The following is a 23,438-nucleotide window of genomic DNA, read 5'->3' as shown; positions in this document are numbered from 1 at the left end:
CGAATTACAGCTTAACTTTTATTTTAAAAGAGAAGAAATTTTTTCGTTGAGCTGCTCTTCACTTATCATTCCCAATGTTTCGTCAGTTTTGTCGCCTCTTCTCATAAACGTAAACGGAATTGCGTTTCCAGTCCATTGTTTAAAATTACTTGTGAAAAAATTCCCATCCAAAAGTTGGCCGTCTAAAAGAACAGTATGATCCTGAATTCCGTGCTCTAGAGTAAAACGAGGAACTTCAGTATTCCAAATTTCTTTTTGATCTAAGCTTACAAACGTAATTTTTACAGGCTGATCTTTCAGCTCTTCAATTTTCTTTTTAAAATGAGGAATCTCTTTTACACAAGGTCCACACCAGGTTGCAAAGAAATTGGTAACATATAATGTATCGTTTTTCTTTTGTAAAAAGTCAGCAGTTTGTTGTGTAGAAACTGCTTTTAAAGAAATATTTACCATTTCTGGCTGTGCAGTCTCCTGAATATTTGTAGAATCTGTTGTGCTGATATTTTCGTTAGTTTTTTCAGCTTCTTTTTTACAACCGATAATAACAGTCGCAAAAAGTGCAGTCAAAATTATTTTTTTCATAAATAAATATTCTTTTTTAAAATGAATTATACGAAAGGTATTTTTCATTGGTTTTATTGCAAGAAAGTTGGGTGAAGGTCGGTTTCATAATTATTTTTTATTTATTTTTGAAATGAAGTATGGAACAACAAATCTATAAAGGAAAACTGACGCAGTTTCACCGCCTAAAAATAGCTAAAAAGGAAGACCTGACCAAAAATACTTTTTCGCTAGAGCTTGAAATCCCGGAGGATTTAAAGGAAAATTTCACGTTTGAAGCAGGACAATTTGTAAGTATAAAATTCAATGCTGAAGGAAAAGAAGTAATCAATGATTACTCAATGACTTCTGCTCCGTATGAGAAAAAAATAGCTTTAGGAATTAAAATTAATTCTGAAAATGGCGCAACCGCACAGTTTTATAACAATTATAAGGTTGGTGATGAATTGCTTGTAAGTGAGCCCAACGGTAGATTTACTTTAGTTTCTAAACCCAGTGAGTTCAGAACGATTGTAGGTTTTGCTGCGGGAATAGGAATTACCCCGATTTTAAGCCATTTTAAAAATATCCTTCATAACGAACCTAGAACGAGACTGTTTCTTTTTCTAGGAAACAAAAGATCTGAAGAGCTAGTTTATCGTGATCTTTTAGATAATCTTGCAAGACAACATCAGGATAGACTGCAAATTTTCTATTTTTATTCGCAGGAGAAAACCGCCGATCAATTTTTTTATGGAAGACTGGATGCCAAAAAATTAAATTTAATTATCAATCAAATTCTGCATTTGGATGATACTGATGAAGAATCTACGATTTGGGATGCTGTGGACGAAGTTTTAATTTGTGGAAAAGGGGAGATGATAAAAACTTTGGCGAATGCCTGTTACCATCATGGAATTCCTAAAAAGAATATTCATTTTGAATTGTTTGAAGAATTTAATGATGATATTTATCCTGTAGAAAAAGAGTTTCCGCTTATAGAAAATGTACAGATAGATTTTCAGCTTTTAGGTAAAAACTATCAGACTGAACTTCCAAATAACCGTGAGAAAATTCTTCAGCAGCTTTTGATTCAAAAATTTCCTGTTCCTTATTCCTGCAAATCCGGGATTTGTGGAAGCTGCGAATGTACTGTAGAAGAAGGCGAAGTAGAGCTTTTGGAAAATGAATATCTTACAGAAAAAGAAGAAGCGCAAGGAAAAATATTAGCATGCATGTCTATTGCAAAAACTAAGAAAATAAAGCTTAACTTTGATTTCAATTGAGAATAATCAGAAACATATTCAAATTATTTTTTGTGTCAGTAGAAATTGTTTTTCTTCTGATATGTTTATCTAATGCCTGGGTTTTCGGCCTTACCAATGGAAGAACTTACACGAAAATTTCAAAGATTCCACCCAGAGAAATTGCGCTCGTTTTAGGAACCTCACCAAGAATGCGTTCCGGACTTTCTAATCCGTATTTTACAAAAAGAATGGATGCTACCGCATTGCTTTATCATCACGGAAAAATTAAAAAAATCATTGTAAGCGGGGAAAAAAGCAAAGGTTATAACGAGCCTGCTGCTATGAAGAATTATTTGATTTATCAGGAAGGTGTGCCTGAAGACATCATTATGGAAGACCCTGAAGGTTTTAATACGTACAAAAGTATTCTACGTTGTAAAGATGTTTACAAAAAGAAAAACGTAATTATTGTTTCTCAGGGGTTTCATAATTTGAGAGCATTGTTTTTTGCAAGAAACAACAATATGAATGCTTTAGGTTTTGATGCGCAAGATGTAACAAAACCAGAGAGTTACTACAGAAACCAATCTCGCGAAATACTGGCAAGAGTGGCCGCTGTAGTTTATTTTATCTTTGGGATTTCCCCTGATTGATTAGAAAGGATATCCGAAAGCGATATTTAAAGTAGGTTTTAATGGTTTAATATCATGAAATCTCCATCGGTCGCCATCTGGTTTGTTTGGATCATAGATTTTATATGCTAAATCGACTCTCAGCGTAATATAAGCAACGTTCACTCTTAAACCAAACCCGCTACCAATCCCCATTTCTCTGATGAATTTATTGAATTTGAACTGATCATCAAAACCATTATTTTCAGTATTCCAAACGTTTCCAATATCGGTAAAAATAGCACCTTCATACATCTCGGTAAACGGAATTCTGTATTCTATGTTGGTTGTCAGTTTAATATTTCCCATCAAATAAGTACGCACTTTTTCATCAATCTGAGAAGCCCCTGGCCCTAAACCACCAAATGCAACCCAAGCACGGATATCATTGGAACCTCCGTTAAAATACGATCTTACAAATGGCATTGCTGATGAATTTCCATAAGGAATACCTATCCCAATAAATTGGCGTAATGCTAAAGTCTGATTACCGTTAAATTTAAAATATTTTCTTACATCAAAATCAAATTTAACAAACTGCGCGTATGGAATTCCGAAAATTGTTCTTTCAGGACTTCTTAAAATACCACCATCGTCTTCTCTTCTTCGGTTGAAAACACTTGGAATATTTCCTGCCAATTCTACTTTTCCGTTAAAATAGAAAGCATTAGGATAATCTTTCTTACCAATTTCATTATAAATAAAATTATAAATCATCGATGAAATAAGAACGTCCTGGGTCTGCCTGTCTTTATTGACAATTGTTCCAAGAAAAGAAAGTAGATCGTCTTTTCTTTTAGGATCGAGTGCTGCTGATGCCGCGTATCCTAGATCTGTAACGATTTTTTCTGAAACTTGGTCTCTGGTCAAAACTCCGGATTCAAAATCTTGTTTAATTTGAGGGTTAGTAAGGAAATAGTCGTTAAAAACGGTCTGCCTTACCACATCATCATTCACAAAGAAATCGTAATAACTCTCTTTATTTTTCGTTAAACTGAAAAGGGTATTAAACAGTGTTAATCTATGAGAAACCTGATCATTTACATTGGCAAAATAATTTAAACCAGTATTAAAGTTGGTTCTTCCCAAACCAATATTATTCTGTACCGAAGCTCCCAAAACAATCGATGAAGTAGGAGTGTATCTTTTAGGAATCAGTTTATAATAATTAAAAGGAAGCAAAAGTCTCGGAAAACTCAAAGAACCTTGTGCAGAATATTCGTATGCTAAAATTCTGGTATCTAAATTTTTAGGATTTCTGATCGACCCAAAAGTTCCTGCAACACTCGTCGTCAAGTTTTCGGCACCACGAAAAACATTTCGAGTCGTAAGATCTACCGAAGGCGAGACCCCTAAATTTAATAATTGCGAATAATTAACATCGGTCCCTATTTTCAGTTCATATTTATCTAAAGGTTTTAAAATATATAAAACATCTACAATACTGTCGTTTGGCGCAGTTGCCCCACCTTGTCTCAAAGAATCTCGAGCTTTAAGTATACTGAAATTATTCATCGCCAAAAGATTTCTTTTAGTAAGATCTAATTTTTTTTGATCATAGACCGTTTTGCTATCTACAATAATCGTTCTCCATAACGCTGAAGTCTTATAATTTTCATTCATTTTATGAAATCTAATTCTTCTAAGACTGTCTTTCACTGTTTTTTTAGGGAAATCTGAGTGATGATTTACAATTGCAACATCAATATTACCAAATGTAGCTCTTTTGTACGGACGATTTATCGAATCTTTACGGATTTCTAAAATCAAAGGAACTTCTTTTCGGCTCAAAAGAGAATCTGCTACAAAACCTACTTCATCATTCCCTGCATTGAATCTGTAATATCCATTTTCACGCATCCAATCGTTGATTCGTGTAATTTCTTTTTCTAAAACCGTCTGGTCGAGCAATTGCCCACTTCTTACCAAACTTTCATGCATTTTTTGCTGATAAAGTCCTTTAATACCAAGATCGGGAATATTGTAATAATATTCTTTGATATTTGTGGGGCTGTTGTGCTTAATAGAATAATTTACAGATGCTTTTTTAGATGCTGAATCAAGCTTATGAGCGTATTTCACTTCGGCATCCCAAAACCCTCTGTACGTCATTCTTTTTTCAATAGATTGAGCACTTTTTTCCGTTCTTGTCTGATCTAAAATCACAGGCGGAGTTCCCCAATTATGATACAACCTATCCATAAAAAGACTTTTTCCTACACTACTTTGCATATTGTATTTAATGAAAAGAGAATCACGAAGTTTCTGATTTCTCATCTCACTCGGATACGTCATGTACTCATTAAGAATAGTATCGTATTTAGGATTGGCCGCATTATAGAAAAGAAGGCTTAAAGGCATGAAGAGCAGCTGCTTTTTGTTAGGCTTTTGCTGCACATAATCTTGCAGTTCATCGTCGAAAAACTGTTTTTTATCTTCAAATTCAAAATTGTTTTGAGTAAGCAGATATTCACCATCCGGAACTTTTTTTGTGGTACTGCACGCATAAAGTAATCCAACAAATGTTGCAAATGATATTATTTTATAATATTTTTGAGGAGAATTCTTAAAATGCTTACAGCTCATACAATTAAAATTTTACAATCTTTAGATAAAAAGAAGTTCAGACAAAAATACAATTTGTTTTTGGTTGAAGGGAATAAAACTATTCTTGAACTTCCTAATTCTAACTTTAAAATTAAAGAAATATTTTCTACAGAACCTAACAATTTTCTGTCCAAAGATGTACAGTTTACACAGATCACTGAAAATGAACTTAAAAAAATAAGTTTTTTACAAAATCCTAAAGATTCTGTAGCGGTTTGTGAGTTGCTAGAAAAATCTGAATTTATAGATGAAGATTTTCAATTGGTTTTAGATGGAATTCAGGATCCTGGGAATTTAGGAACGATTATCCGGTTGGCAGACTGGTTTGGAATTGAACAGATTATTTGCAGTGAAGATACCGTAGATTTTTACAACCCGAAAGTAATTCAGGCAACGATGGGTTCTTTTACAAGAGTAAATATCGTTTATTGTAATTTGACAGAATATCTTTCAAAAACTGAAAATATCAACGTGGGAACCGATATGGAAGGAGAAAATATTTATCATTTCGAAAAACCGAAGAAAATCAATTTAATTTTAGGAAACGAAGGGAATGGAATGCGTGATGAAACAGAGAAACTTCTTCACAAAAAAATAAGTATTCCTAGATTTGGAAAATCTCAGTCTACAGAAAGCCTAAATGTTTCTATGGCTGCAGGAATAATTTTAGGACAAATGTTTTCAAAATAGAAAAGAAATTAGAAGTTAGAGGTTAGAAATTAGTAAAACAAATTTTATTTTAAACTAACATCTAACCTCTAGATTCTAACTTCTAAGATTATATAAGTTGCTCCATACTGGATACACTTTTTGTTTTTTGATATGCTTCTAACTTAGTGCGGACAAATTTTAAAGCCATGGGTGCTACATAAATTAATGCTGCTCCCAAGATTTTCTTTTTCCAGTTTGAACTTCTCATGTTTTTCTTTGCGTAATTTGCTACAAAAGCAGTTACAGCCAGTTTTACAACAGCATCCATTGCATCACCTTTAAAAGCACTTCCTGCAATTCCCATTGCCGTATTTTTACTTAGCAACAGGTCTTTTACTTCAGATGTGATTTGCTTTGCGATAACATCTTTTCTGATTACGGTTGTTTCTTCACCATCTTCATCAATCTTTTCTTTTAAATATTGATCGCTGAGCCCATTGGTAAATGCGCTTAAACTTTCTTTTGTGTTTTTAAAAGTTAAAAGAGCTTCCAAATCGGTAATTTCACTTTTCAAAAGTTTTTTCTTTCTTTTAAGTTCTTCCAGACTCTCGTAATTTCTGCCCATAGTTTAATGATTTAAAAATTCGATTACTTTATTTGCCACCATATTTACGATTCTTTTTTTAAAGGTAGCAACTAAAACCATCACCACAAAATAAAATGCAGCAACAATTAAGAATCCATATGAATAATTATCTAAAGCTTTCCCAATAAGAAATGCCAAACCAAAATTAAAGAGAATGATAAAAAAGCCAAATGCCACCAACAATATCACTAAATAAGCAATAACACCTGCAGAAATTGAAGATTTTTCCGTGGCTTCAATTTTCAGAAGATCTATTCTTTTTGATGCGTATTCTTTAATAGTTTCAATCATCCGTATATTTTTTTAAAAGTTACAAAAAAAGGAACTCTTTTACTTAAAGTTCCTTTTTTATATTCAATAAAAATTAAATATTATTTCTTAAGATCGTTTAATCCAGATTCTACATCTTTTACCATGTCGGTCGTTTTAGAAACGATTTGATCTTTGTACTTGTCATATCCATCTTTTACAGTATGTGCCACATTATTGGCAGTTTCTTTGAAAGTAGAAGAGATGTTGTCATACTGATCTTTTACGATTTCAGATACTTCACCATATTTATCTTTAGCCTGATCTTTTAGATCGTTTGCTTTGGTTTTGATTTTTTTTCTTGTTTCTTTTCCTTCTTCAGGGGCATAAAGCATTCCTAAAATTACACCTGCTGCAGCACCTGCTAAAAGACCTGCTAAAATACCTGCTGTATTATTTCCTTTTCTAGACATTTTTTGTTTTTTTAATAGTTAATAAATACTAGTTTTCGTTTTAAAAGGTTACAATTAATATACCAATCAAGATTTATGACTAATAAAAACTGTTAATTTTTGTAAGATATTGCAATATGCATTCTATTGTTTGACTTTTTGTCAGGTTTGTATTGTCAATTAAGATTGCATCTTCTGCCTGTCGCAATGGTGAAATTTCCCTTTCACTGTCAATACGGTCTCTTTCTATAAGATTTTCTTTTACATGAGTTTCATCAGCTTCAATTCCTAAAGATAAAAGCTCATTATATCTACGTGCTGTACGTTCGTCGATACTTGCGGTAAGAAAAAATTTAAAATCAGCATCAGGTAAAACTACGGTTCCGATATCTCTTCCATCCATAATTACACCGCCATTTTTTGCAATTAATCTTTGTGCATCCAGTAAAAAATCTCTTACTTCTTTCTGTTTTGCAATTAAGCTAACATTTTCAGAAACTTCATTGCTGCGGATTTCTTTGGAAATATTGATATGATTAAGCAAAAGAATCAATTCATCTTCTTCTTTTATAAATTCAAGTTCAATTAAATGAAATGATTTGAAAAGTTCAGGTAAATTAATTGTACCATCTTCATTCATACAGTTTTGCAGAGCAAACCAGGTAATGCCCCGATATAAAGCACCGGTGTCTAAATGGACGATGCCCAATTTTTCGGCAATAATTTTTGAGATAGAACTTTTTCCGGTAGAAGAAAATCCATCAATAGCGATTACTGGTTTTTTCATAGGACAAATTTCAAGAAATTTTCTGAAAAAATCAAGTATGAATGAATGATAAAGTTGAATATTTAAAGTTTTGCAATAAACTTACTCTCCTCGATGACCGCTTAAATCTACAGAAATTCCGATTTGATTGACATTGGAAGAGTTATGATACCTCACATGAGCATAATCTAAACGGAATTTTGAAATCTTGAGACCAAAACCAGCAGATAATCCGGTAAAGTTTCTTTGATCTACTACCGCAAGCTCGTTTCCTCTTCTCACGTTATATCCTAATCTTATATTGAAGCCTTTTTCAGGGAAAAGTTCGGCACCTAGAGAAAAGTGATCGGCAAGTTTTCTTCCGAAACCAATTTCCTGTCCGTTAACATTATAATCAGAAGAAATGTCAAATTTTTGTAAATCGTGAGCTGTTATAGTAATGGCAAGAGGTATCGCTTTCAATATCCTTGTATATCCTAAATCTATTCTAAACGGAAGATTTTCTCTTTCCCCGTTGAACGATTTAAACTGATATCCAAAATTTCTCAGAACTACAGAAGCTACTTCTTTGTTTTGTTTATTGTGATAGGTCATTCCTAAAGTTCCCGATAGGGCAGAAGAAGTATAAGTATCTATTTTTGAAGTAATAAAGTTTAAACCACCACCAATCGTCCAGTCTTCTTCAAACTGATAAGCATATCCTGCACCTACAGCAACGTCTGAAGCTGAGAATTCTCCCATTTCAAAACCACTTTCGTCGGTTCTGGGAATATTTCCATAGCCTAAATATCTCGCATTTACAGTCACCATATGCCCATTGTCTAAATCTTTAGCAAAAGCAATTGTCCCGAATTTTGAGTCTGCCAAATAAGTAGAAGCATTTATCGAAAGCTGTTTATCTGAATCTTTATTCAACAAAGCCGGATTGGCAATAGCAAAAGATACATCGTGATCTCTAATGGTAATTGCATCGCCACCTAAAGCAGCCTGTCTTGCAGAGACGGGAATATTTAAGAAAGAATAAACATTTGTTCCATTTTGCGCAAATGAAACAATTCCCGAAAGAAATAGTGAAAAAATTAGTACTTTCTTCAAATCAGTATTTAATTAATGCAAAAATAATCCTTTTTACTACTTATCAAAATATTTATGTCATTATTTATGTATAATATTTTTCTTTTTTTCAATATTTATAATGATTATATTTGCAAAGTTAATTTTCAGGAAAATTAATTCTTAAAAACTATTATTAAAATTTACAATGAAATATAAAAGAATCCTTCTGAAACTGAGCGGTGAGGCATTAATGGGAAACAGACAATACGGTATCGATACCGACAGACTGATGGAATATGCTCAGGAAATCAAGAAAGTGGTTGACAGAGGCTGCGAAATTGCGATTGTAATTGGAGGAGGAAACATTTTCCGTGGTGTAGCAGGAGCTGCAAAAGGAATGGATAGAGTACAGGGCGATTATATGGGAATGCTTGCAACCGTTATCAACGGAATGGCGTTACAAGGCGCTTTGGAAGATGCAGGAATTAAAACCAGATTACAATCTGCTATCGAAATGGATAAAGTGGCTGAACCATTTATTAAAAGAAGAGCGGTAAGACATCTTGAAAAAGGTAGAGTCGTAATCTTCGGAGCTGGTACAGGAAACCCTTATTTTACCACAGATACTGCTGCAACATTAAGAGCTATCGAAATTGGAGCTGATGTTATTCTAAAAGGAACAAGAGTAGACGGTATCTACGACAGCGATCCTGAGAAAAACGAAAATGCAGTAAAATATAATTCTTTAACTTTCGAAGAAGTTTTTGAAAAAGACCTTAAAGTAATGGATATGACAGCCTTTACATTAAGCCACGAAAATAAATTGCCAATTATTGTTTTTGATATGAATAAAGACGGTAATTTATTGAAAATTGTAGACGGAGAAAATGTAGGAACTTTAGTAAATTTATAGTAAGGTAGCAGATAATAGATTTTAGGGATTAGGTTTTTAGCATTATAATTACTTATTACTTATTACCTATTACTCATCTTTAAACAATGTGTAACTTATCAAATTTTTATTATATAATGGAAGAATTAGATCTTATTATAGAATCTGTAAAACATGATATGGAAGGGGCTATTAAGCACTTAGATCATGCATTTCAAAGAATCAGAGCAGGACGTGCGTCTACGAATATGGTTCAGGATGTGATGGTAGAATATTATGGTGCTCCAACTCCTCTTAACCAGGTTGCCAACGTTTCTGTACCGGATGCGATGACCATCTCTATTCAACCTTGGGACAGAACTGCAATCGGTGCTATTGAAAAAGCAATTATTAATTCTAACTTAGGATTTGCACCTTCTAATAACGGAGAAAATATCATCTTGAACGTACCCCCTTTAACGGAGGACAGAAGAAAAGAATTGGCTAAACAAGCTAAGGGTGAAACTGAAGATACTAAAATCGTTGTAAGAAATGCAAGACAAAACGGTATCAAAGAACTAAAGAAATTGGAAGGAGTTTCTGAAGATTTAGTTAAAAATGTGGAAGCTACCATCCAAGAGCTTACAGACAAACATGTAAAACTTTGTGACGACCATTTGAAGACAAAAGAGGCTGAAATTATGAAAGTATAATTTTCAGGCTTTGAAAATATAAAAAGAGAGGATTCAGTGATGGATCCTCTTTTTGCATTTATTCCTTGTATGAAACGTAAAGATAGAGATTCACAATTTTTTGGTAGTTGACGATATTATTGTGAAAGGTGAAATGGAAATACACCTTTGAGTTCTAATGGAGGAATTTCTCATTGCAACGATTAACATATACTCAAAAATAAAGAGGAAATACAAATGTATTTCCTCTTTATTTTAATGAAAATTTATTTACAATTTTCGTTATAATCATAGATTACCTCATTTACAATAGAAAGATTGTCAGACATTGCATTGTCGATTTCATTTTTGATGAATTTCCCCAATCCGGATCTTTTCTTTTTATCTTCTTTTAAAGAACCGTATTCTCCGCTTGTCACTTTTCCTTTTACAACAGGGCAGTCTGCAACGATTATTTTTGCTTTTGCCATTGTTAGTTCTTCCGCTTTTCCACCTTTTTTAGAGTAAATATAAGACGGATTTTCTCTCATTTTTTTAGTTTCTTCCTCTGCTACAGCAACCTGACCTCCCGCTGAAAAAGTTGTCGGATAACCGTACAATTTGTATACTTTAATCTTACCATCTGCCACTAACTCAGCAAACTGATTGCTTTTTGTAAGATTATTAAATGCTTTTAATCCTCCGCTTAATCCACCATTCGATGTGTTGTAAGCTTCTTTTGTATTGGTGTATTTTATGGATTCAAAACGTCTTTCGTTATTGTTGTCAATCGCCATATAGCCTTTCAAATCATCTGTATCGAAGGTTTTGAATTTTTGTTTCTTCTTAGCATTATCAATATCAGCAGAAGCAATGAATTTTACTTTCTTTTGATTAGTCCAAGGATTCATTTCGTCACCTGCCAACCTTACAATACCTTCAATTTTCTTTCCGCTTTTGTCGATGATATAGCCAGTTTTTTCGCCAGCTCTCATTTCGTATTCAGTATTATCATCCTGAGCATATCCATTAAATGATACCAGGCTTAATAATCCAACAAGTAATAATTTCTTCATATCAATTTATTTTAATTCCCGCAAAGGTAAATTTTTATAATTAAATAAACTTAAATGATATTTTTTTAACATGCCACAAAAAAAGATTCGGAAAACCTCCGAATCTTTAAGTATTTTTTATAATTATTGGTATCTCTTATGTTCTTTATTTTTCACAAACAATTTTGTGATTGGTTTAAGGAAAGTTTTATATTTTTCAGAATCGAATAACTGAGAATCTGTTAAGGCTTTATAAGTCATTAAAATTCCAAAAGGAAATAAGATAATATTGGGAAGCCAAGCCGCAAGATACGGACTCATTTTACCAGACCACGCTACATTTTCAAAACCTACATTAATGACATAGAAAATAATGAATATTACAATCGCTATGATTACCGGAACTCCCATTCCACCTTTTCGGATAATAGATCCTAAACTGGCACCAATCATAAAAAATATGATACAGGTAAAAGAGTAGGTAAGAATTCTCTGCTGATAAATAACCACTTTGCTGAAATATTTTACACTAGGATCTATCTCTTTTTCTTTAGCATCTAAATTGGTTTTCAGATTATCTAACCTAGAATACGCATTGGTAAGAATCTGTAGTTTCTTATCTCCTTTTATGGTGTCTAATTTATATTGAGATTTTATCGGAGCTTTGGTTTTATTTTTATCCATATATGTAACTACAGAATTCGTTTGAGAAATAATATCGTTACTGATATTGTCCGCAGTTCTACTGTTGTCTTTTTTAGCTTTATCGATGGTACCTAAAAGCTCTGTATACGTTTGAAAACGGTAGTCGTCTGTAATCTGTTCTTTTTCGATGGCTTTATCAATTAATTCGCTAATGTCAAAATGCGTAATTAAAGTATCAAATTTTGTTGCCTGGTCGGGTTGTTTTAATCTTACATTATCTGCTTTTCCGGCATAACTATCTTCAATTACACTTCCGTTATAAAGGATAAGCTTCATATATTTTCTATTCACAGCATTTGCAAATTTTCCCTTTTCGGCAACAATCGTCTGTTGATTTTCGAAATTACCTGCTTTTTTGTGAATAAATATACCCTCCAGATCTCTTCCATCTTCACCTTTAATTTTATCAAATTTTACCATAACACCAGGAATCTGATCAATAAACTGCCCCGGCGTAAAATTCAATGCAGGTTTGGTTTGAGCAATATTAAAAAGCATATTCTTCGCTTTTCTCTGAAAATCGGGAATAATATTATTTGAGAAAAAATAGAGCATGACCGCTAAAACAGCTGTTACTCCTAAAAGCGGTAACATCACACGCGTTAAAGATATTCCGGCGGCTTTCATAGCAGCAAGTTCGTACCGTTCTCCCAGTTCACCGAAAGACATTATACTCGCCAAAAGCACCGTTAAAGGTAAAACCATACTTACTACACTTACTCCAAGGTAGAAAAGGAGCTTCATGATTTGTAAAGTCGTTAAACCTTTACCCATAAACTGACCCAGCTGAATCCAGATAATGTTTACAATAAATATAAAAAACAGTACACTGAATATAAATAAAAACGGACCAAAAAAGGTCTTGATGATATATCGGTCTAAGATTTTAAACATTCGCCAAAATTAATGAAAAAGCCACAAAGTTTTCTTTGTGACTTGAAATTTTAATATTTATTTAGAATTATAATTCTGTAACAAGATAATTTTTAAATTTTGTCTTGTCAAAAACAAACATATTCGGGTCTAATTGCTGGTTTTCCTTGTATTCTTTAATCGCAATTACAGAGATATCTTTATTACTACCATGCTGCTCTAGTTTCAGCATTTGCTTTTTTGCATAATCTACATAAAGATAAATATATTTTAATCCGTTTGCTTTTACCGGCGTTAATTTAATTAAATCTGCGCTCACACCATCTACCGTTTTTTTACCGCTGTAAGCAACATTATAGTCTTTTCTGTAAGAAGTAAGATAATTGATGGGGGAGAACATCGTGCTGTTTGCATTTGGCTTTGCCACGGTCACCTCCATGTCTTCTGTATTGATGTTGTAGATTTTATTTCCGTCAAAAATCTGTTCCGTTTCCATGATTTTCAACTTGTATTTATCACCTGCAGAATAATAAATTCCCGGTTCGGTTTTAGAAACAGTTCCGTTCATTCCACTTCCAAAAGCAAATTTGAAGTATGAATTCTTTTTAGAATTGTAATTTGCCGTAATATCATCTAATATTTTCTTTGCTTTGGCATCAATTTTCTGAGCCTGCACAAAACCAATACTTCCTACTACCAATGTTCCTACAACAATTTTTGATATTATTTTTTTCATTTTTAAATTTTTCTATTATTTAGACTTTCATAAAACCTGAAAGTTAAAAATTGTTTTTTTAAAATTTTAATTTCGCAGATCTTCCAAAAACTGTTCCAAAGAATACAGGTCACTGATCAGAACTTCTCTCGCTTTAGCACCATTAAATCCACCAACAATACCGCTTGCTTCCAATTGATCCATAATTCTTCCAGCTCTATTGTATCCTAATTTCAGCTGTCTCTGAAGCATTGAAGTAGAACCTTGCTGAGTGGAAACAATAATTCTTGCTGCATCTTCAAATAAAGCATCTTTTTCGTTAGGGTCAAAAGCTCCTACGGTGCTTGTCGCTTCTTCAGAAACATATTCTGGAAGTAAGAATGCAGACGCATAACCCTTTTGTTCCCCAATAAATTCAGCAAGTCTTTCAACTTCCGGAGTATCTACAAAGGCACATTGAAGTCTTAAAATTTCATTCCCATTAAAATAAAGCATATCACCTTTACCAATCAATTGATCTGCACCTGTGGAATCTAAAATTGTTCTTGAATCCACACTTGAGATTACTCTAAATGCTGCTCTTGCAGGGAAGTTGGCTTTAATCATACCCGTGATTACATTAACCGAAGGTCTTTGCGTAGCAACAATTAAGTGAATTCCTACCGCTCTTGCCAACTGCGCTAACCTTGCAATCGGAAGTTCAACTTCTTTTCCGGCAGTCATAATTAAGTCTGCAAACTCATCGACTACCAAAACGATATAAGGTAAATATCGATGTCCGTTTTCAGGGTTTAATTTTCTTTCGGTAAATTTTTTATTGTATTCTTTTAAATTTTTACAGAAAGCATTTTTAAGCAAATCATATCGCTGATCCATCTCTACACAAAGAGAATTCAAAGTATTAATCACTTTATTGGTGTCTGTGATAATCGCATCATCAGAATCCGGAAGTTTTGCCAAATAATGTCTTTCAATTTTTGAATATAATGAAAGTTCCACCTTTTTAGGGTCTACCATCACAAACTTCAGTTCACTTGGATGTTTTTTGTAAAGTAGAGAAGTAAGGATTGCATTAATACCTACAGATTTCCCTTGTCCTGTTGCTCCCGCCATCAAAAGGTGAGGCATTTTAGACAAATCTGCCATAAACACTTCATTAGAAATTGTCTTACCGAAAACCACAGGTAGATCCATATCTGTATTTTGGAACTTCTGAGAAGCAATCACTGATCTCATCGAAACCATTGTAGGATTTTTTCTTGGAACTTCAATACCGATTGTTCCTTTTCCAGGCATTGGCGCAATAATTCTAATTCCTAGAGCAGAAAGATTCAAGGCAATGTCATCCTGTAATTTTTTAATGGAAGCCACTCTAATCCCTGCTTCAGGAACAATTTCATACAAAGTAACTGTTGGCCCTATCGTCGCTTTAATTTCAGCAATTCCAACGTTGAAAGTCTTCAAAAGACCAACAATTTTATTTTTGTTTTCTTCTAATTCTTCTTTATTAATTGAGATTTCTTCATTACCATATTCTTTCAATAGATCGATTGGAGGCATTTGGAATTTCGCTAGATCTAATCGGTGATCATACAAACCATGTTTGTCTACCAAATCTTGAGATTGTTTATCAGCTTCATCTATAATGTCAATTACAGGAGCAACTTCTACTTTAAATTTAATTTCGTCTGGTTCAGCAGGAGAAGAAGAAAACGAAGAAGAAGATGTTGAAAAATTTGAAACAGGCGCATCAAAAGCATCCTCAGGTTTTATCGTAGGGATTGTAGACGTTGTAGTAATATTTAAATTTAAAGTAGGAGTAATTTCTTTATCTTCCTCAAAAGAAGTTTGATTAGGCGTTATAATTGTTTCAACTTCTGCAATCGACTGATTTTCTTTAACTTCCTGAGCAGCTACATTCTTTTTAGCTACTTCAGTGCTTTTTTTAGGACTAGACATTTCGGTAACCGTAATATTCTGTTCTTCATCATGTAATTCTTCTTCCAATTCCTCATCGGCATCAAAATCCTGGTCAGAATTTGGCATCATTGATTTTACTTTCCCGATGGTATTTTCATTAATTGCATCAAGTTTAGCTTTTATTGAGCTTGGTCTAAGATTAAATTCAAGAATAAAATAAAGTGCAATACTTACAACTAAAACCACCCAAAGACCAACGGTTCCGATAATTGCAGAAAGAGAATCCATAATCTGATATCCATACACTCCACTTAAAACGCCACCATTACCATTTCCTCTTGTAATTGCACCCAATAATATTGGTAACCAGCAAATGAAAAATAGTGAATGCCCAAAAGTCATCCAAGGTTTAAAGATTTTTTTCTTTAAAATCATCGTTCCTAAGACTACAAATAGAAAAGCTATGATAAATGAAGCAACACCAATACTTTCAAAAATAAAAATATTGCCAAGCCAATCGCCAAGCTTACCAAATAGGTTTGATGATTTTACCGTTTTATCTAAAAATGTTCCTGCCTGGCTTTGGTCTGCTTTCCAGTTCATTAAATAGGAAATAAAAGACAGCGTTAATACTCCGGCGAAAACAATAAGTGTAAGTCCGAAAAAAATACGTTGTTTTGATAAGATTTTGCTAGTTTCAGGCATTGCTGCTCGGTTTTTTTGTGATTTCTTTTCCATAATGTCAGTCTGCGCAAATTTAATGTTTTTTTTAGATTTTAAATATTTTTTAGGAGAAATCACGTTTGTTTTTTGATGTCATATTTAATGCCTGAAATCAAGACTTATTTTTGTGTTTTATTTAATAAAACCAAGCTTATTAAGAATGCTTCAAAATAAGCTAAATCCCTTTTAATGTGACAAAAAACAGCTTTTTTTAGCCCTCTTTCGGTTTATCATCCTTATTTTTGCATGTCAAGTAAAAAATATCATGAAGAAGCTGCAGGATATAATTATCTCCACCAGAACAATGGCTGTTCTATTGCTGGTTTATGCATTTGCAATGGCATATGCAACGTTCCTAGAAAACGATTATGGAACACCAACGGCAAAAGCCTTAATTTATGAAGCAAAATGGTTTGAACTCATTATGCTTCTCCTCATCATTAATTTTGTGGGAAATATCGGACGATACCGCCTCTGGAAAAGAGAAAAATGGCCCGTTTTGGTGTTTCACCTTTCATTTATCTTAATTTTCGTTGGGGGTGCCATTACCAGATACATTAGTTTTGAAGGTCAAATGAGCATCAGAGAAGGTGAGACCTCAAACGAAATCGTTACCGATAAAAATTTCTTTAAAATTCAAATCGAAGACAAGGGAGATGTTCTGAATTATCAGGATGTTCCATATCTAATGTCTCCATTGCACAAAGATTTTAAAGCAACTTATGATTTCCACGGAAAACCGGTTAAGATAAAAACTTTGGATTATGTTCAGAGAAAAAAAGACAGTTTAGTAGCTGATAAAAATGGAGCAGAATACCTTCATTTAGTATCTACCGCAGAAACCGGAAGACAGAATATCTACATCAAATCTGGAGAAACAAAATCAATCAACGGAACTTTGGTGACCTTCAACAGAGCCATTGAAGGGGCTGTAGAATTTAAACAGGAAAACGGACAAATGTTGATTAAAACTCCCGTTGACGCTACCTATATGACCATGGCAACCCAGGCAACAGGAAATACTGCGAAAGACCAGTATCAACCTTTGGTTTTAAGAAGCCTTTACAGTATTAACGAACTAAAATTAGTAGTTCCTGAAGGTCTTAAAAAAGGAAAACTAATGGCTTTTGAAGGCGACAAAAAGAAGGACCAAAACGTTCCTGATGCAATGACTATAGAAATTGAAGGCCCGAAAACAAAACAAATTGTAGAACTTTCTGTAGAAAGAGGAAATCCTAATGCTTACAAACAGGTAACCATGGATAACCTAAATATTATGGTGGGTTTTGGTCCTAAAATTTACACCACTCCTTTTGCAATAAAATTAGATGATTTCGTGATGGAAACTTATCCTGGAAGTTCATCTCCAAGCGCATACGAAAGTCACATAAAAATCATCGATGAAGGAAAACAGACACCTTATAAAATTTACATGAATAACGTTCTTAACTATAAAGGTTACCGCTTTTTCCAGGCGAGTTATACTCCAGACAGAATGGGAACTTTATTATCTGTAAATCATGACTTTTGGGGAACTTTAATTTCTTATATTGGTTATGCATTTTTATTCGGAGGTATGTTTGTGATGTTCTTCTGGAAAGGAACCCATTTTTGGAAACTTAATAAAATGCTTAAAGACATCAACAAGAAAAGAGCTGCAACGGTAATCTTATTATTGTTAAGCTTAAGTTTGAGCGCTCAGAAAATTGAAACTCACGGTACAACAGACGGAAGCAGAGAACATGTACACGTAGAAGGTGATGGGCATACTCATGACGTTGCTCCTAAGGCAATTCAGCCACAAGGAAATCAGCAGAATTCTTTAGCTGCTCCTTTAACGAAAATGAGAATGATTTCGCCAGACGAAATGATTGCCAGAAATAAAATCACCAAAGAACATGCTGATAAATTTGGATATCTTTTAGTGCAGAATTTTGAAGGTAGAATTGTTCCTATTAACACCCAGGCTTTAGATGTTTTAAGAAAACTTTACAAAAGAGATAAATTTAAAGGAACAGACGGAAAATACTTAACAGCCGAACAGTGGTTCTTGTCTATCAACACAGATACACCAAGCTGGACGATGGTTCCTTTAATTAAAGTTGATGCAAAAGGAGGTGAGGAGCTTTTAAGAATTACAAAAGCTGATGAAGACGGTTATACTTCTCTAATGAACCTTTTCCCGGCTGATGCCAACGGAAATCTTACTTATATTTTAGATGAAGAGTACAACACTGCATTCCGTAAAAAACCAGCTGCACAATCTGAATACGATAAGCAAGTCATTAAACTAAACGAGAGAGTTCAGATTTTTAATGAATTTTTCAGTGGCCAGTTTATGAGAATTGTTCCTGTAAAAAACGACCCGAATCACACTTGGCATTCTTGGTTAGACCAAAAAATGGAGCCAGATATGGAATCTCAAAAAGTAATGGGACCTTACTTCGCAGAAGCACTTCAGGCACAAAAAACAGGAGATTGGAGCAAAGCAGACGCAGAACTGAAAAAACTTTCAGATTATCAGCAAAAATGGGCGAAAGCAGTCGTTCCATCAGAAGCAAAAGTTAATCTTGAGGTATTCATGAACAAAGCAGATATCAATTTCAAATTATTGATTTTCTATACCATCATTGGAAGTTTATTATTGATTTTAGGGTTTGTAGCCTTATTTAAACCAAATAAAAGACTTAATAACATCATCAAAGGAATAATCTATGTAGGAATAGTAGGATATATTTGCCATTTCTTAGGATTAATTGCAAGATGGTTTATCTCGGGCCACGCTCCATGGAGTAACGGTTACGAAGCAATTATATTCATCTCATGGGTAGGGATTTCTGCAGGATTAATGTTCTATTTCGGGTTTGGTAAACCGAGCTTAGGAAAAAAAGCATTAGAGTCTACCACAAAAAAGATTAAGAAAGAAAATACTTCAAACGCATTAATTCCAGCTGCAGGATTTATGGTTGCGGTAATCATGATGGGATTTGCTCATGGAGGTTCTGCGTTAGACCCACAGATTACGCCATTGGTTCCCGTTCTTAAATCTTACTGGTTAATTGTGCATGTTGCGATTATTGTATCAAGTTATGGTTTCTTTGCACTGTCAATGATTATTGCAGTAATTTCATTAGTATTCTATATTATTGCAGATAAAAACCTATTTAAAACCCACAATGATTCTACGTTGAAAGAATTGGCAATTGTTTCTGAAATGTCTTTAACAATAGGTCTTTTTGCTCTTACGGTAGGAAACTTTTTAGGAGGTATCTGGGCAAATGAATCTTGGGGAAGATACTGGAGCTGGGATCCAAAAGAAACGTGGGCATTTATCTCAATTATGGTATATGCTTTTGTATTACACATGAGATTGGTTCCGGGATTAAGAAGCAGATGGGCAATACATGTTGCAACGATGTTTGCATTTTGCTCAATGGTAATGACGTATTTCGGAGTAAACTATTACTTAAGTGGACTTCACTCTTATGCAGCGGGTGACCCCGTTCCGGTTCCGGCTTGGGTGTATATTGGTTTAGCAACAATGTTCTTACTATCATTAGTTTCTTATTTCAGATTTACTGCATTAAAGAAAAAATAGATTTAATCTTAATTATATTATTGAAATCCCGAAAGTTATTTTTCGGGATTTTTTTTTGTTTTTATTGAAATTAAAAAAGTTTAATTATCAATAAAAATATTGATTAGATGAAAAGTATCGTATAATTTCCAGCAAGAAAAAACTAATAACTAATAATTTATAATTCAAAACTTATACATATCTTTATGATATCAAAATAGTATCACTTTAAAAATAAAGATCATGGAAAAAACTTTAAAACCAATGTCAGGTTATTTGGCATTAGTAATCTCTCTTCTATTATTGGGAGGTTCAGCTTATGCTTTTGTTTATGGTATAAATGATGGAGAAAATCCTAATATCACTTATATCATTATTTCAATTATTGCATTTTTTGTTACCTGTTTTCTATTAAAAGGTTTAATGATTATTCAACCTAACCATTCAAGAGTGCTTAATTTCTTTGGAAAATATGTAGGCTCTGTAAAAGATAACGGGATGTTTTTTATTAATCCTTTGTACTCTTCTCAGAAAATGTCTTTACGTTCGGAGAACTTGCAAGGACAGACGTTGAAGGTAAACGATAAAATGGGTAATCCCATCGAAATTGCGGTGGTAATGGTTTGGAAAGTAGGAGACACCTACAAAGCGGCATTTGATGTTGAAAGATATTCAGATTTTGTAAAAATGCAGAGCGAGGCGGCGGTTCGTCATTTAGCAATGAGCTTTCCTTATGATAATTTAGAAGACGACCACGCACCAATTACTTTAAGAGAAGGCGGTGAAAAGATCAATTCTATTTTGGAACAAGAATTAACCGACCGACTTTCAAAAGCGGGAATTATCATTCAAGAAGCAAGAATTTCTCACTTGGCATACGCATCAGAAATTGCAGGAGCAATGCTTCAAAGACAACAGGCAACAGCGATTGTTGCAGCAAGAACTAAGATTGTAGAAGGCGCTGTAGGAATGGTAGATTTAGCCTTAAAGAAACTTTCAGAAGAAAATATTGTTGAATTGGATGACGAAAGGAAAGCCGCAATGGTAAGCAATTTAATGGTTGTTCTCTGTGGTGAAAAAGCAGCACAACCAATTTTAAATGCAGGAACATTGTATAATTAAGGTTGAGTTTGAGGCTAAGAATAAGATTGATGATAAGAAGACTTAATAATAATCTATGAATATTCTTTGCTGAGTGAAACGCCTTTGCGAACGAAAAATATTTTCAATAATTTAAGAAAAATCTTTGCGCTCTTTGCGTCAAAAGAAGCAATTTGAAAAACAGAAGAAAATGAAATCAGAAAAAACTCAGAACTCTCCCGAAAACAAAAGCAAAAAATCTTTCGTGATAAGGATAGATGAGTCTACCTACAAACTTCTTGAAAAATGGGCAAATGACGAGTTTAGAAGCGTCAACGGACAGATTGAGTACCTTCTTAATCAGAATCTAATCAACGCCGGGAGAAAGAAAAAAGAGTAAAATTTATTTTAAATAAAGTAAAAAAGCAGAGAATAATTTCTTTGCTTTTTTATTGAGCAGCGCCAGTAAAAAAACCATTAATCACACTCCAGAAATTTTTACCTAGAAAATAAATTAAGGTAGAAGTAATAATTCCTTTTACGGTAAAAAAGACAATTCCCCAGATTCCGAACTTCTTCAGCATCTTTTTCCATCTTGTACTTTTCTCTGCATTTTGCTCGTTGATAACTTCTTTATTTTCCATTTCAAACTGGTAAATGTTGTGGTACAAAGATAAGTATATCTATAATTATTCCAAATAAAAACAGTATTAAATCATAAAAATTTTCCTGATACCATATTTATTTTTATCTTAGGCAAAACGAAAAGTTACATTTTTATGTCAAAAAAAATCAAAGATTTCGGAATTGAAAATTCATTAAAAAATTTAGGAATCAAAGATGAAAATAAAGGAACTTCTACAGGAGGGAAATTTTTTGCATCAGGAAAATCTATAGAAAGTTATTCTCCCGCAGATGGAAGACTAATTGGTAAAGTAAAATTATCAAACGAGAAAGATTACGACAAAGTATTAGAATCTGCTCAGAAAGCATTTCTGGAATTCAGAACGGTACCGGCTCCCAAAAGAGGAGAAATTGTACGTCAGCTTGGTTTAAAATTAAGAGAATACAAAGACGACTTAGGGAAACTTGTTTCTTACGAAATGGGAAAATCTTTACAGGAAGGGCTTGGTGAAGTACAGGAAATGATTGATATCTGCGATTTTGCAGTTGGTTTATCAAGACAATTGCACGGCTATACCATGCATTCTGAAAGACCGGGTCACAGAATGTACGAGCAATATCACCCGATTGGTATTGTAAGTATTATTACTGCATTCAACTTTCCGGTAGCAGTTTGGGCGTGGAATACTGCTTTAGCATGGATTTGTGGAAACGTTACCATTTGGAAACCATCAGAAAAAACACCTCTTTGTGCGATTGCTTGCCAGAATATTATGAATGAAGTTTTAGCAGAAAACAATCTTTCTGAAGGAATTTCAAGTGTATTGGTTGCAGACCACACGATTGGACAAAAATTAGTTGATGACAAACGTGTTGCGTTGGTTTCATTCACAGGTTCTACAAGAGTTGGAAGAATGGTTTCTTCTAAAGTTGCTGAAAGATTTGGTAAATCAATCTTAGAATTAGGCGGAAACAATGCCATCATTATTTCTAAAGATGCAGACTTGGATATGTCGATTATCGGAGCGGTTTTCGGAGCTGTAGGAACTGCAGGACAAAGATGTACCTCTACAAGAAGATTAATCATTCACGAATCTGTTTATAACGAAGTGAAAAACCGTTTGGCAAAAGCTTACGGACAGTTAAAAATCGGAAATCCTTTGGATGAAAATATGCATGTTGGTCCGCTTATCGACGTTCATGCGGTAAATCAGTACGAATTAGCCATCGAAAAATGCAAAAAAGAAGGCGGAAAATTCGTTGTTGAAGGTGGAGTATTAACAGGTAAAGATTACGAATCTGGCTGTTATGTAAAACCTTGCATTGCAGAAGTTAAAAATTCTTACGAAATCGTACAACACGAAACTTTTGCCCCAATTTTATATTTAATTAAATACAAAACTTTAGAAGAAGCTATTGCGATTCAGAATGATGTTCCTCAAGGATTATCTTCAGCAATTATGACCCAGAATTTGAGAGAAGCAGAATTATTCCTTTCTCATGCAGGTTCAGATTGTGGAATTGCGAATGTAAATATCGGAACTTCTGGTGCAGAGATTGGTGGTGCTTTCGGTGGTGAAAAAGAAACAGGAGGTGGTAGAGAATCGGGCTCTGATGTCTGGAAATACTACATGAGAAGACAAACCAATACCATCAATTACACAGCAAGTCTTCCGTTGGCTCAAGGAATTAAATTTGATCTTTAAAATAATTTAGAATCAGGAGATTCAATACATTTA

The 23,438-nt window shown here is 33.7% G+C and carries 21 protein-coding genes; 9 read left to right on the top strand and 12 right to left on the bottom strand.

All coding sequences use genetic code 11. The annotated features are described in order from the left end of the window. Window positions 1-18 precede the first annotated feature (18 nt). Entirely contained in the window at window positions 19-582 is a 564-nt protein-coding gene (locus tag AB671_RS00770) for a TlpA family protein disulfide reductase (RefSeq protein WP_066675632.1), read from the bottom strand. A gap of 119 nt (window positions 583-701) precedes the next feature. On the opposite strand from AB671_RS00770, the gene AB671_RS00765 reads away from it, so the two are divergent. Beyond that, window positions 702-1,826, top strand: a complete 1,125-nt coding sequence (locus AB671_RS00765) for a ferredoxin--NADP reductase (RefSeq protein WP_066675631.1) — start codon at window positions 702-704, stop codon at window positions 1,824-1,826. Continuing rightward, window positions 1,823-2,440, top strand: a complete 618-nt coding sequence (locus AB671_RS00760; RefSeq protein WP_066675630.1) for a vancomycin high temperature exclusion protein — start codon at window positions 1,823-1,825, stop codon at window positions 2,438-2,440. Before AB671_RS00765 ends, AB671_RS00760 begins: the two co-directional genes overlap by 4 nt. Here AB671_RS00760 and AB671_RS00755 read toward each other — a convergent pair whose 3' ends face one another. Beyond that, a complete protein-coding gene (locus tag AB671_RS00755; protein ID WP_066675624.1) occupies window positions 2,441-5,044 on the bottom strand; it encodes a BamA/TamA family outer membrane protein in 2,604 nt (867 codons plus the stop codon). It lies immediately after the preceding gene. Between AB671_RS00755 and AB671_RS00750 the strand changes: the two genes are divergently transcribed. Beyond that, the gene (locus AB671_RS00750) at window positions 5,030-5,755 is read left to right on the top strand and encodes a TrmH family RNA methyltransferase (protein WP_066675622.1); all 726 of its coding nucleotides are present in this window, start codon (window positions 5,030-5,032) and stop codon (window positions 5,753-5,755) included. The genes AB671_RS00755 and AB671_RS00750 overlap by 15 nt on opposite strands. A gap of 88 nt (window positions 5,756-5,843) precedes the next feature. On the opposite strand, the gene AB671_RS00745 is transcribed toward AB671_RS00750, so the two are convergent. The 5 genes from AB671_RS00745 to porQ form a co-directional block, all read right to left on the bottom strand. Next, window positions 5,844-6,341: a phosphoribosyl-ATP pyrophosphatase gene (locus tag AB671_RS00745; RefSeq protein ID WP_066675619.1), complete on the bottom strand. Its 498-nt coding sequence runs from the start codon at window positions 6,339-6,341 to the stop codon at window positions 5,844-5,846. A gap of 3 nt (window positions 6,342-6,344) precedes the next feature. Further along, window positions 6,345-6,653 carry a phage holin family protein gene (locus AB671_RS00740; protein WP_066675617.1) on the bottom strand — a complete coding sequence of 103 codons (309 nt, stop codon included), beginning with the start codon at window positions 6,651-6,653 and terminating at the stop codon, window positions 6,345-6,347. A gap of 80 nt (window positions 6,654-6,733) precedes the next feature. Further along, a complete protein-coding gene (locus AB671_RS00735) occupies window positions 6,734-7,084 on the bottom strand; it encodes a YtxH domain-containing protein (RefSeq protein ID WP_066675615.1) in 351 nt (116 codons plus the stop codon). Window positions 7,085-7,163: 79 nt separating this feature from the next. Continuing rightward, on the bottom strand, window positions 7,164-7,850 hold the full coding sequence (gene cmk, locus AB671_RS00730; RefSeq protein ID WP_066675614.1) for a (d)CMP kinase: 687 nt from the start codon (window positions 7,848-7,850) through the stop codon (window positions 7,164-7,166). 81 nt (window positions 7,851-7,931) lie between these two features. Continuing rightward, on the bottom strand, window positions 7,932-8,924 hold the full coding sequence (porQ, locus tag AB671_RS00725) for a type IX secretion system protein PorQ (RefSeq protein WP_066675612.1): 993 nt from the start codon (window positions 8,922-8,924) through the stop codon (window positions 7,932-7,934). A gap of 166 nt (window positions 8,925-9,090) precedes the next feature. Here porQ and pyrH point away from each other — a divergent pair, with 166 nt between their 5' ends. Next, window positions 9,091-9,798, top strand: a complete 708-nt coding sequence (gene pyrH / locus AB671_RS00720; protein ID WP_066675610.1) for a UMP kinase — start codon at window positions 9,091-9,093, stop codon at window positions 9,796-9,798. A gap of 116 nt (window positions 9,799-9,914) precedes the next feature. Continuing rightward, complete coding sequence (gene frr, locus AB671_RS00715) at window positions 9,915-10,469, top strand: ribosome recycling factor (RefSeq protein ID WP_066675609.1); 555 nt, start codon at window positions 9,915-9,917, stop codon at window positions 10,467-10,469. Between the two features lie 245 nt (window positions 10,470-10,714). On the opposite strand, the gene AB671_RS00710 is transcribed toward frr, so the two are convergent. The 4 genes from AB671_RS00710 to AB671_RS00695 all read right to left on the bottom strand — a co-directional run bounded on the left by AB671_RS00710 (window position 10,715) and on the right by AB671_RS00695 (window position 16,433). After that, complete coding sequence (locus AB671_RS00710; RefSeq protein ID WP_066675608.1) at window positions 10,715-11,503, bottom strand: hypothetical protein; 789 nt, start codon at window positions 11,501-11,503, stop codon at window positions 10,715-10,717. 123 nt (window positions 11,504-11,626) lie between these two features. After that, window positions 11,627-13,081: an LptF/LptG family permease gene (locus tag AB671_RS00705; RefSeq protein WP_066675607.1), complete on the bottom strand. Its 1,455-nt coding sequence runs from the start codon at window positions 13,079-13,081 to the stop codon at window positions 11,627-11,629. 67 nt (window positions 13,082-13,148) lie between these two features. Continuing rightward, entirely contained in the window at window positions 13,149-13,796 is a 648-nt protein-coding gene (locus AB671_RS00700) for a LolA family protein (RefSeq protein ID WP_066675606.1), read from the bottom strand. Between the two features lie 66 nt (window positions 13,797-13,862). Then, window positions 13,863-16,433 carry an FtsK/SpoIIIE family DNA translocase gene (locus AB671_RS00695; RefSeq protein WP_066675722.1) on the bottom strand — a complete coding sequence of 857 codons (2,571 nt, stop codon included), beginning with the start codon at window positions 16,431-16,433 and terminating at the stop codon, window positions 13,863-13,865. A 250-nt stretch (window positions 16,434-16,683) separates the two neighbouring features. On the opposite strand from AB671_RS00695, the gene ccsA reads away from it, so the two are divergent. The 3 genes from ccsA (at window position 16,684) to AB671_RS00680 (ending at window position 21,475) form a co-directional block, all read left to right on the top strand. Further along, window positions 16,684-20,016, top strand: coding sequence for a cytochrome c biogenesis protein CcsA (gene ccsA / locus AB671_RS00690; RefSeq protein WP_066675604.1), 3,333 nt, complete (start codon window positions 16,684-16,686; stop codon window positions 20,014-20,016). A 222-nt stretch (window positions 20,017-20,238) separates the two neighbouring features. Continuing rightward, window positions 20,239-21,117 carry an SPFH domain-containing protein gene (locus tag AB671_RS00685; protein ID WP_066675602.1) on the top strand — a complete coding sequence of 293 codons (879 nt, stop codon included), beginning with the start codon at window positions 20,239-20,241 and terminating at the stop codon, window positions 21,115-21,117. A gap of 169 nt (window positions 21,118-21,286) precedes the next feature. Next, complete coding sequence (locus AB671_RS00680; RefSeq protein ID WP_066675600.1) at window positions 21,287-21,475, top strand: Arc family DNA binding domain-containing protein; 189 nt, start codon at window positions 21,287-21,289, stop codon at window positions 21,473-21,475. Window positions 21,476-21,524: 49 nt separating this feature from the next. Here the strand turns inward: AB671_RS00680 and AB671_RS00675 are convergent, their stop codons facing one another. Then, entirely contained in the window at window positions 21,525-21,719 is a 195-nt protein-coding gene (locus AB671_RS00675) for a hypothetical protein (protein WP_066675598.1), read from the bottom strand. Between the two features lie 135 nt (window positions 21,720-21,854). On the opposite strand from AB671_RS00675, the gene AB671_RS00670 reads away from it, so the two are divergent. After that, on the top strand, window positions 21,855-23,405 hold the full coding sequence (locus AB671_RS00670) for an aldehyde dehydrogenase family protein (protein WP_066675596.1): 1,551 nt from the start codon (window positions 21,855-21,857) through the stop codon (window positions 23,403-23,405). Window positions 23,406-23,438 lie beyond the last annotated feature (33 nt).

Origin of the sequence: Chryseobacterium sp. BGARF1 (assembly GCF_001677955.1) — a bacterium.
In the GTDB taxonomy this organism is placed as follows: domain Bacteria; phylum Bacteroidota; class Bacteroidia; order Flavobacteriales; family Weeksellaceae; genus Chryseobacterium.
Note: the sequence above shows the minus strand (reverse complement) of the source record. Positions and strands in the feature narration are given on the sequence as shown.

Coding starts and splice junctions, on each gene's coding strand:
- AB671_RS00770 (WP_066675632.1), bottom strand. CDS start 582: ATGAAAAAAATAATTTTGACTGCACTTTTTGCGACTGTTATTATCGGT.
- AB671_RS00705 (WP_066675607.1), bottom strand. CDS start 13,081: ATGTTTAAAATCTTAGACCGATATATCATCAAGACCTTTTTTGGTCCG.
- AB671_RS00745 (WP_066675619.1), bottom strand. CDS start 6,341: ATGGGCAGAAATTACGAGAGTCTGGAAGAACTTAAAAGAAAGAAAAAA.
- AB671_RS00700 (WP_066675606.1), bottom strand. CDS start 13,796: ATGAAAAAAATAATATCAAAAATTGTTGTAGGAACATTGGTAGTAGGA.
- AB671_RS00680 (WP_066675600.1), top strand. CDS start 21,287: ATGAAATCAGAAAAAACTCAGAACTCTCCCGAAAACAAAAGCAAAAAA.
- pyrH (WP_066675610.1), top strand. CDS start 9,091: ATGAAATATAAAAGAATCCTTCTGAAACTGAGCGGTGAGGCATTAATG.
- AB671_RS00735 (WP_066675615.1), bottom strand. CDS start 7,084: ATGTCTAGAAAAGGAAATAATACAGCAGGTATTTTAGCAGGTCTTTTA.
- AB671_RS00695 (WP_066675722.1), bottom strand. CDS start 16,433: ATGGAAAAGAAATCACAAAAAAACCGAGCAGCAATGCCTGAAACTAGC.
- AB671_RS00710 (WP_066675608.1), bottom strand. CDS start 11,503: ATGAAGAAATTATTACTTGTTGGATTATTAAGCCTGGTATCATTTAAT.
- AB671_RS00670 (WP_066675596.1), top strand. CDS start 21,855: ATGTCAAAAAAAATCAAAGATTTCGGAATTGAAAATTCATTAAAAAAT.
- AB671_RS00675 (WP_066675598.1), bottom strand. CDS start 21,719: ATGGAAAATAAAGAAGTTATCAACGAGCAAAATGCAGAGAAAAGTACA.
- AB671_RS00755 (WP_066675624.1), bottom strand. CDS start 5,044: ATGAGCTGTAAGCATTTTAAGAATTCTCCTCAAAAATATTATAAAATA.
- frr (WP_066675609.1), top strand. CDS start 9,915: ATGGAAGAATTAGATCTTATTATAGAATCTGTAAAACATGATATGGAA.
- AB671_RS00750 (WP_066675622.1), top strand. CDS start 5,030: ATGCTTACAGCTCATACAATTAAAATTTTACAATCTTTAGATAAAAAG.
- AB671_RS00765 (WP_066675631.1), top strand. CDS start 702: ATGGAACAACAAATCTATAAAGGAAAACTGACGCAGTTTCACCGCCTA.
- ccsA (WP_066675604.1), top strand. CDS start 16,684: ATGAAGAAGCTGCAGGATATAATTATCTCCACCAGAACAATGGCTGTT.
- AB671_RS00740 (WP_066675617.1), bottom strand. CDS start 6,653: ATGATTGAAACTATTAAAGAATACGCATCAAAAAGAATAGATCTTCTG.
- cmk (WP_066675614.1), bottom strand. CDS start 7,850: ATGAAAAAACCAGTAATCGCTATTGATGGATTTTCTTCTACCGGAAAA.
- AB671_RS00685 (WP_066675602.1), top strand. CDS start 20,239: ATGGAAAAAACTTTAAAACCAATGTCAGGTTATTTGGCATTAGTAATC.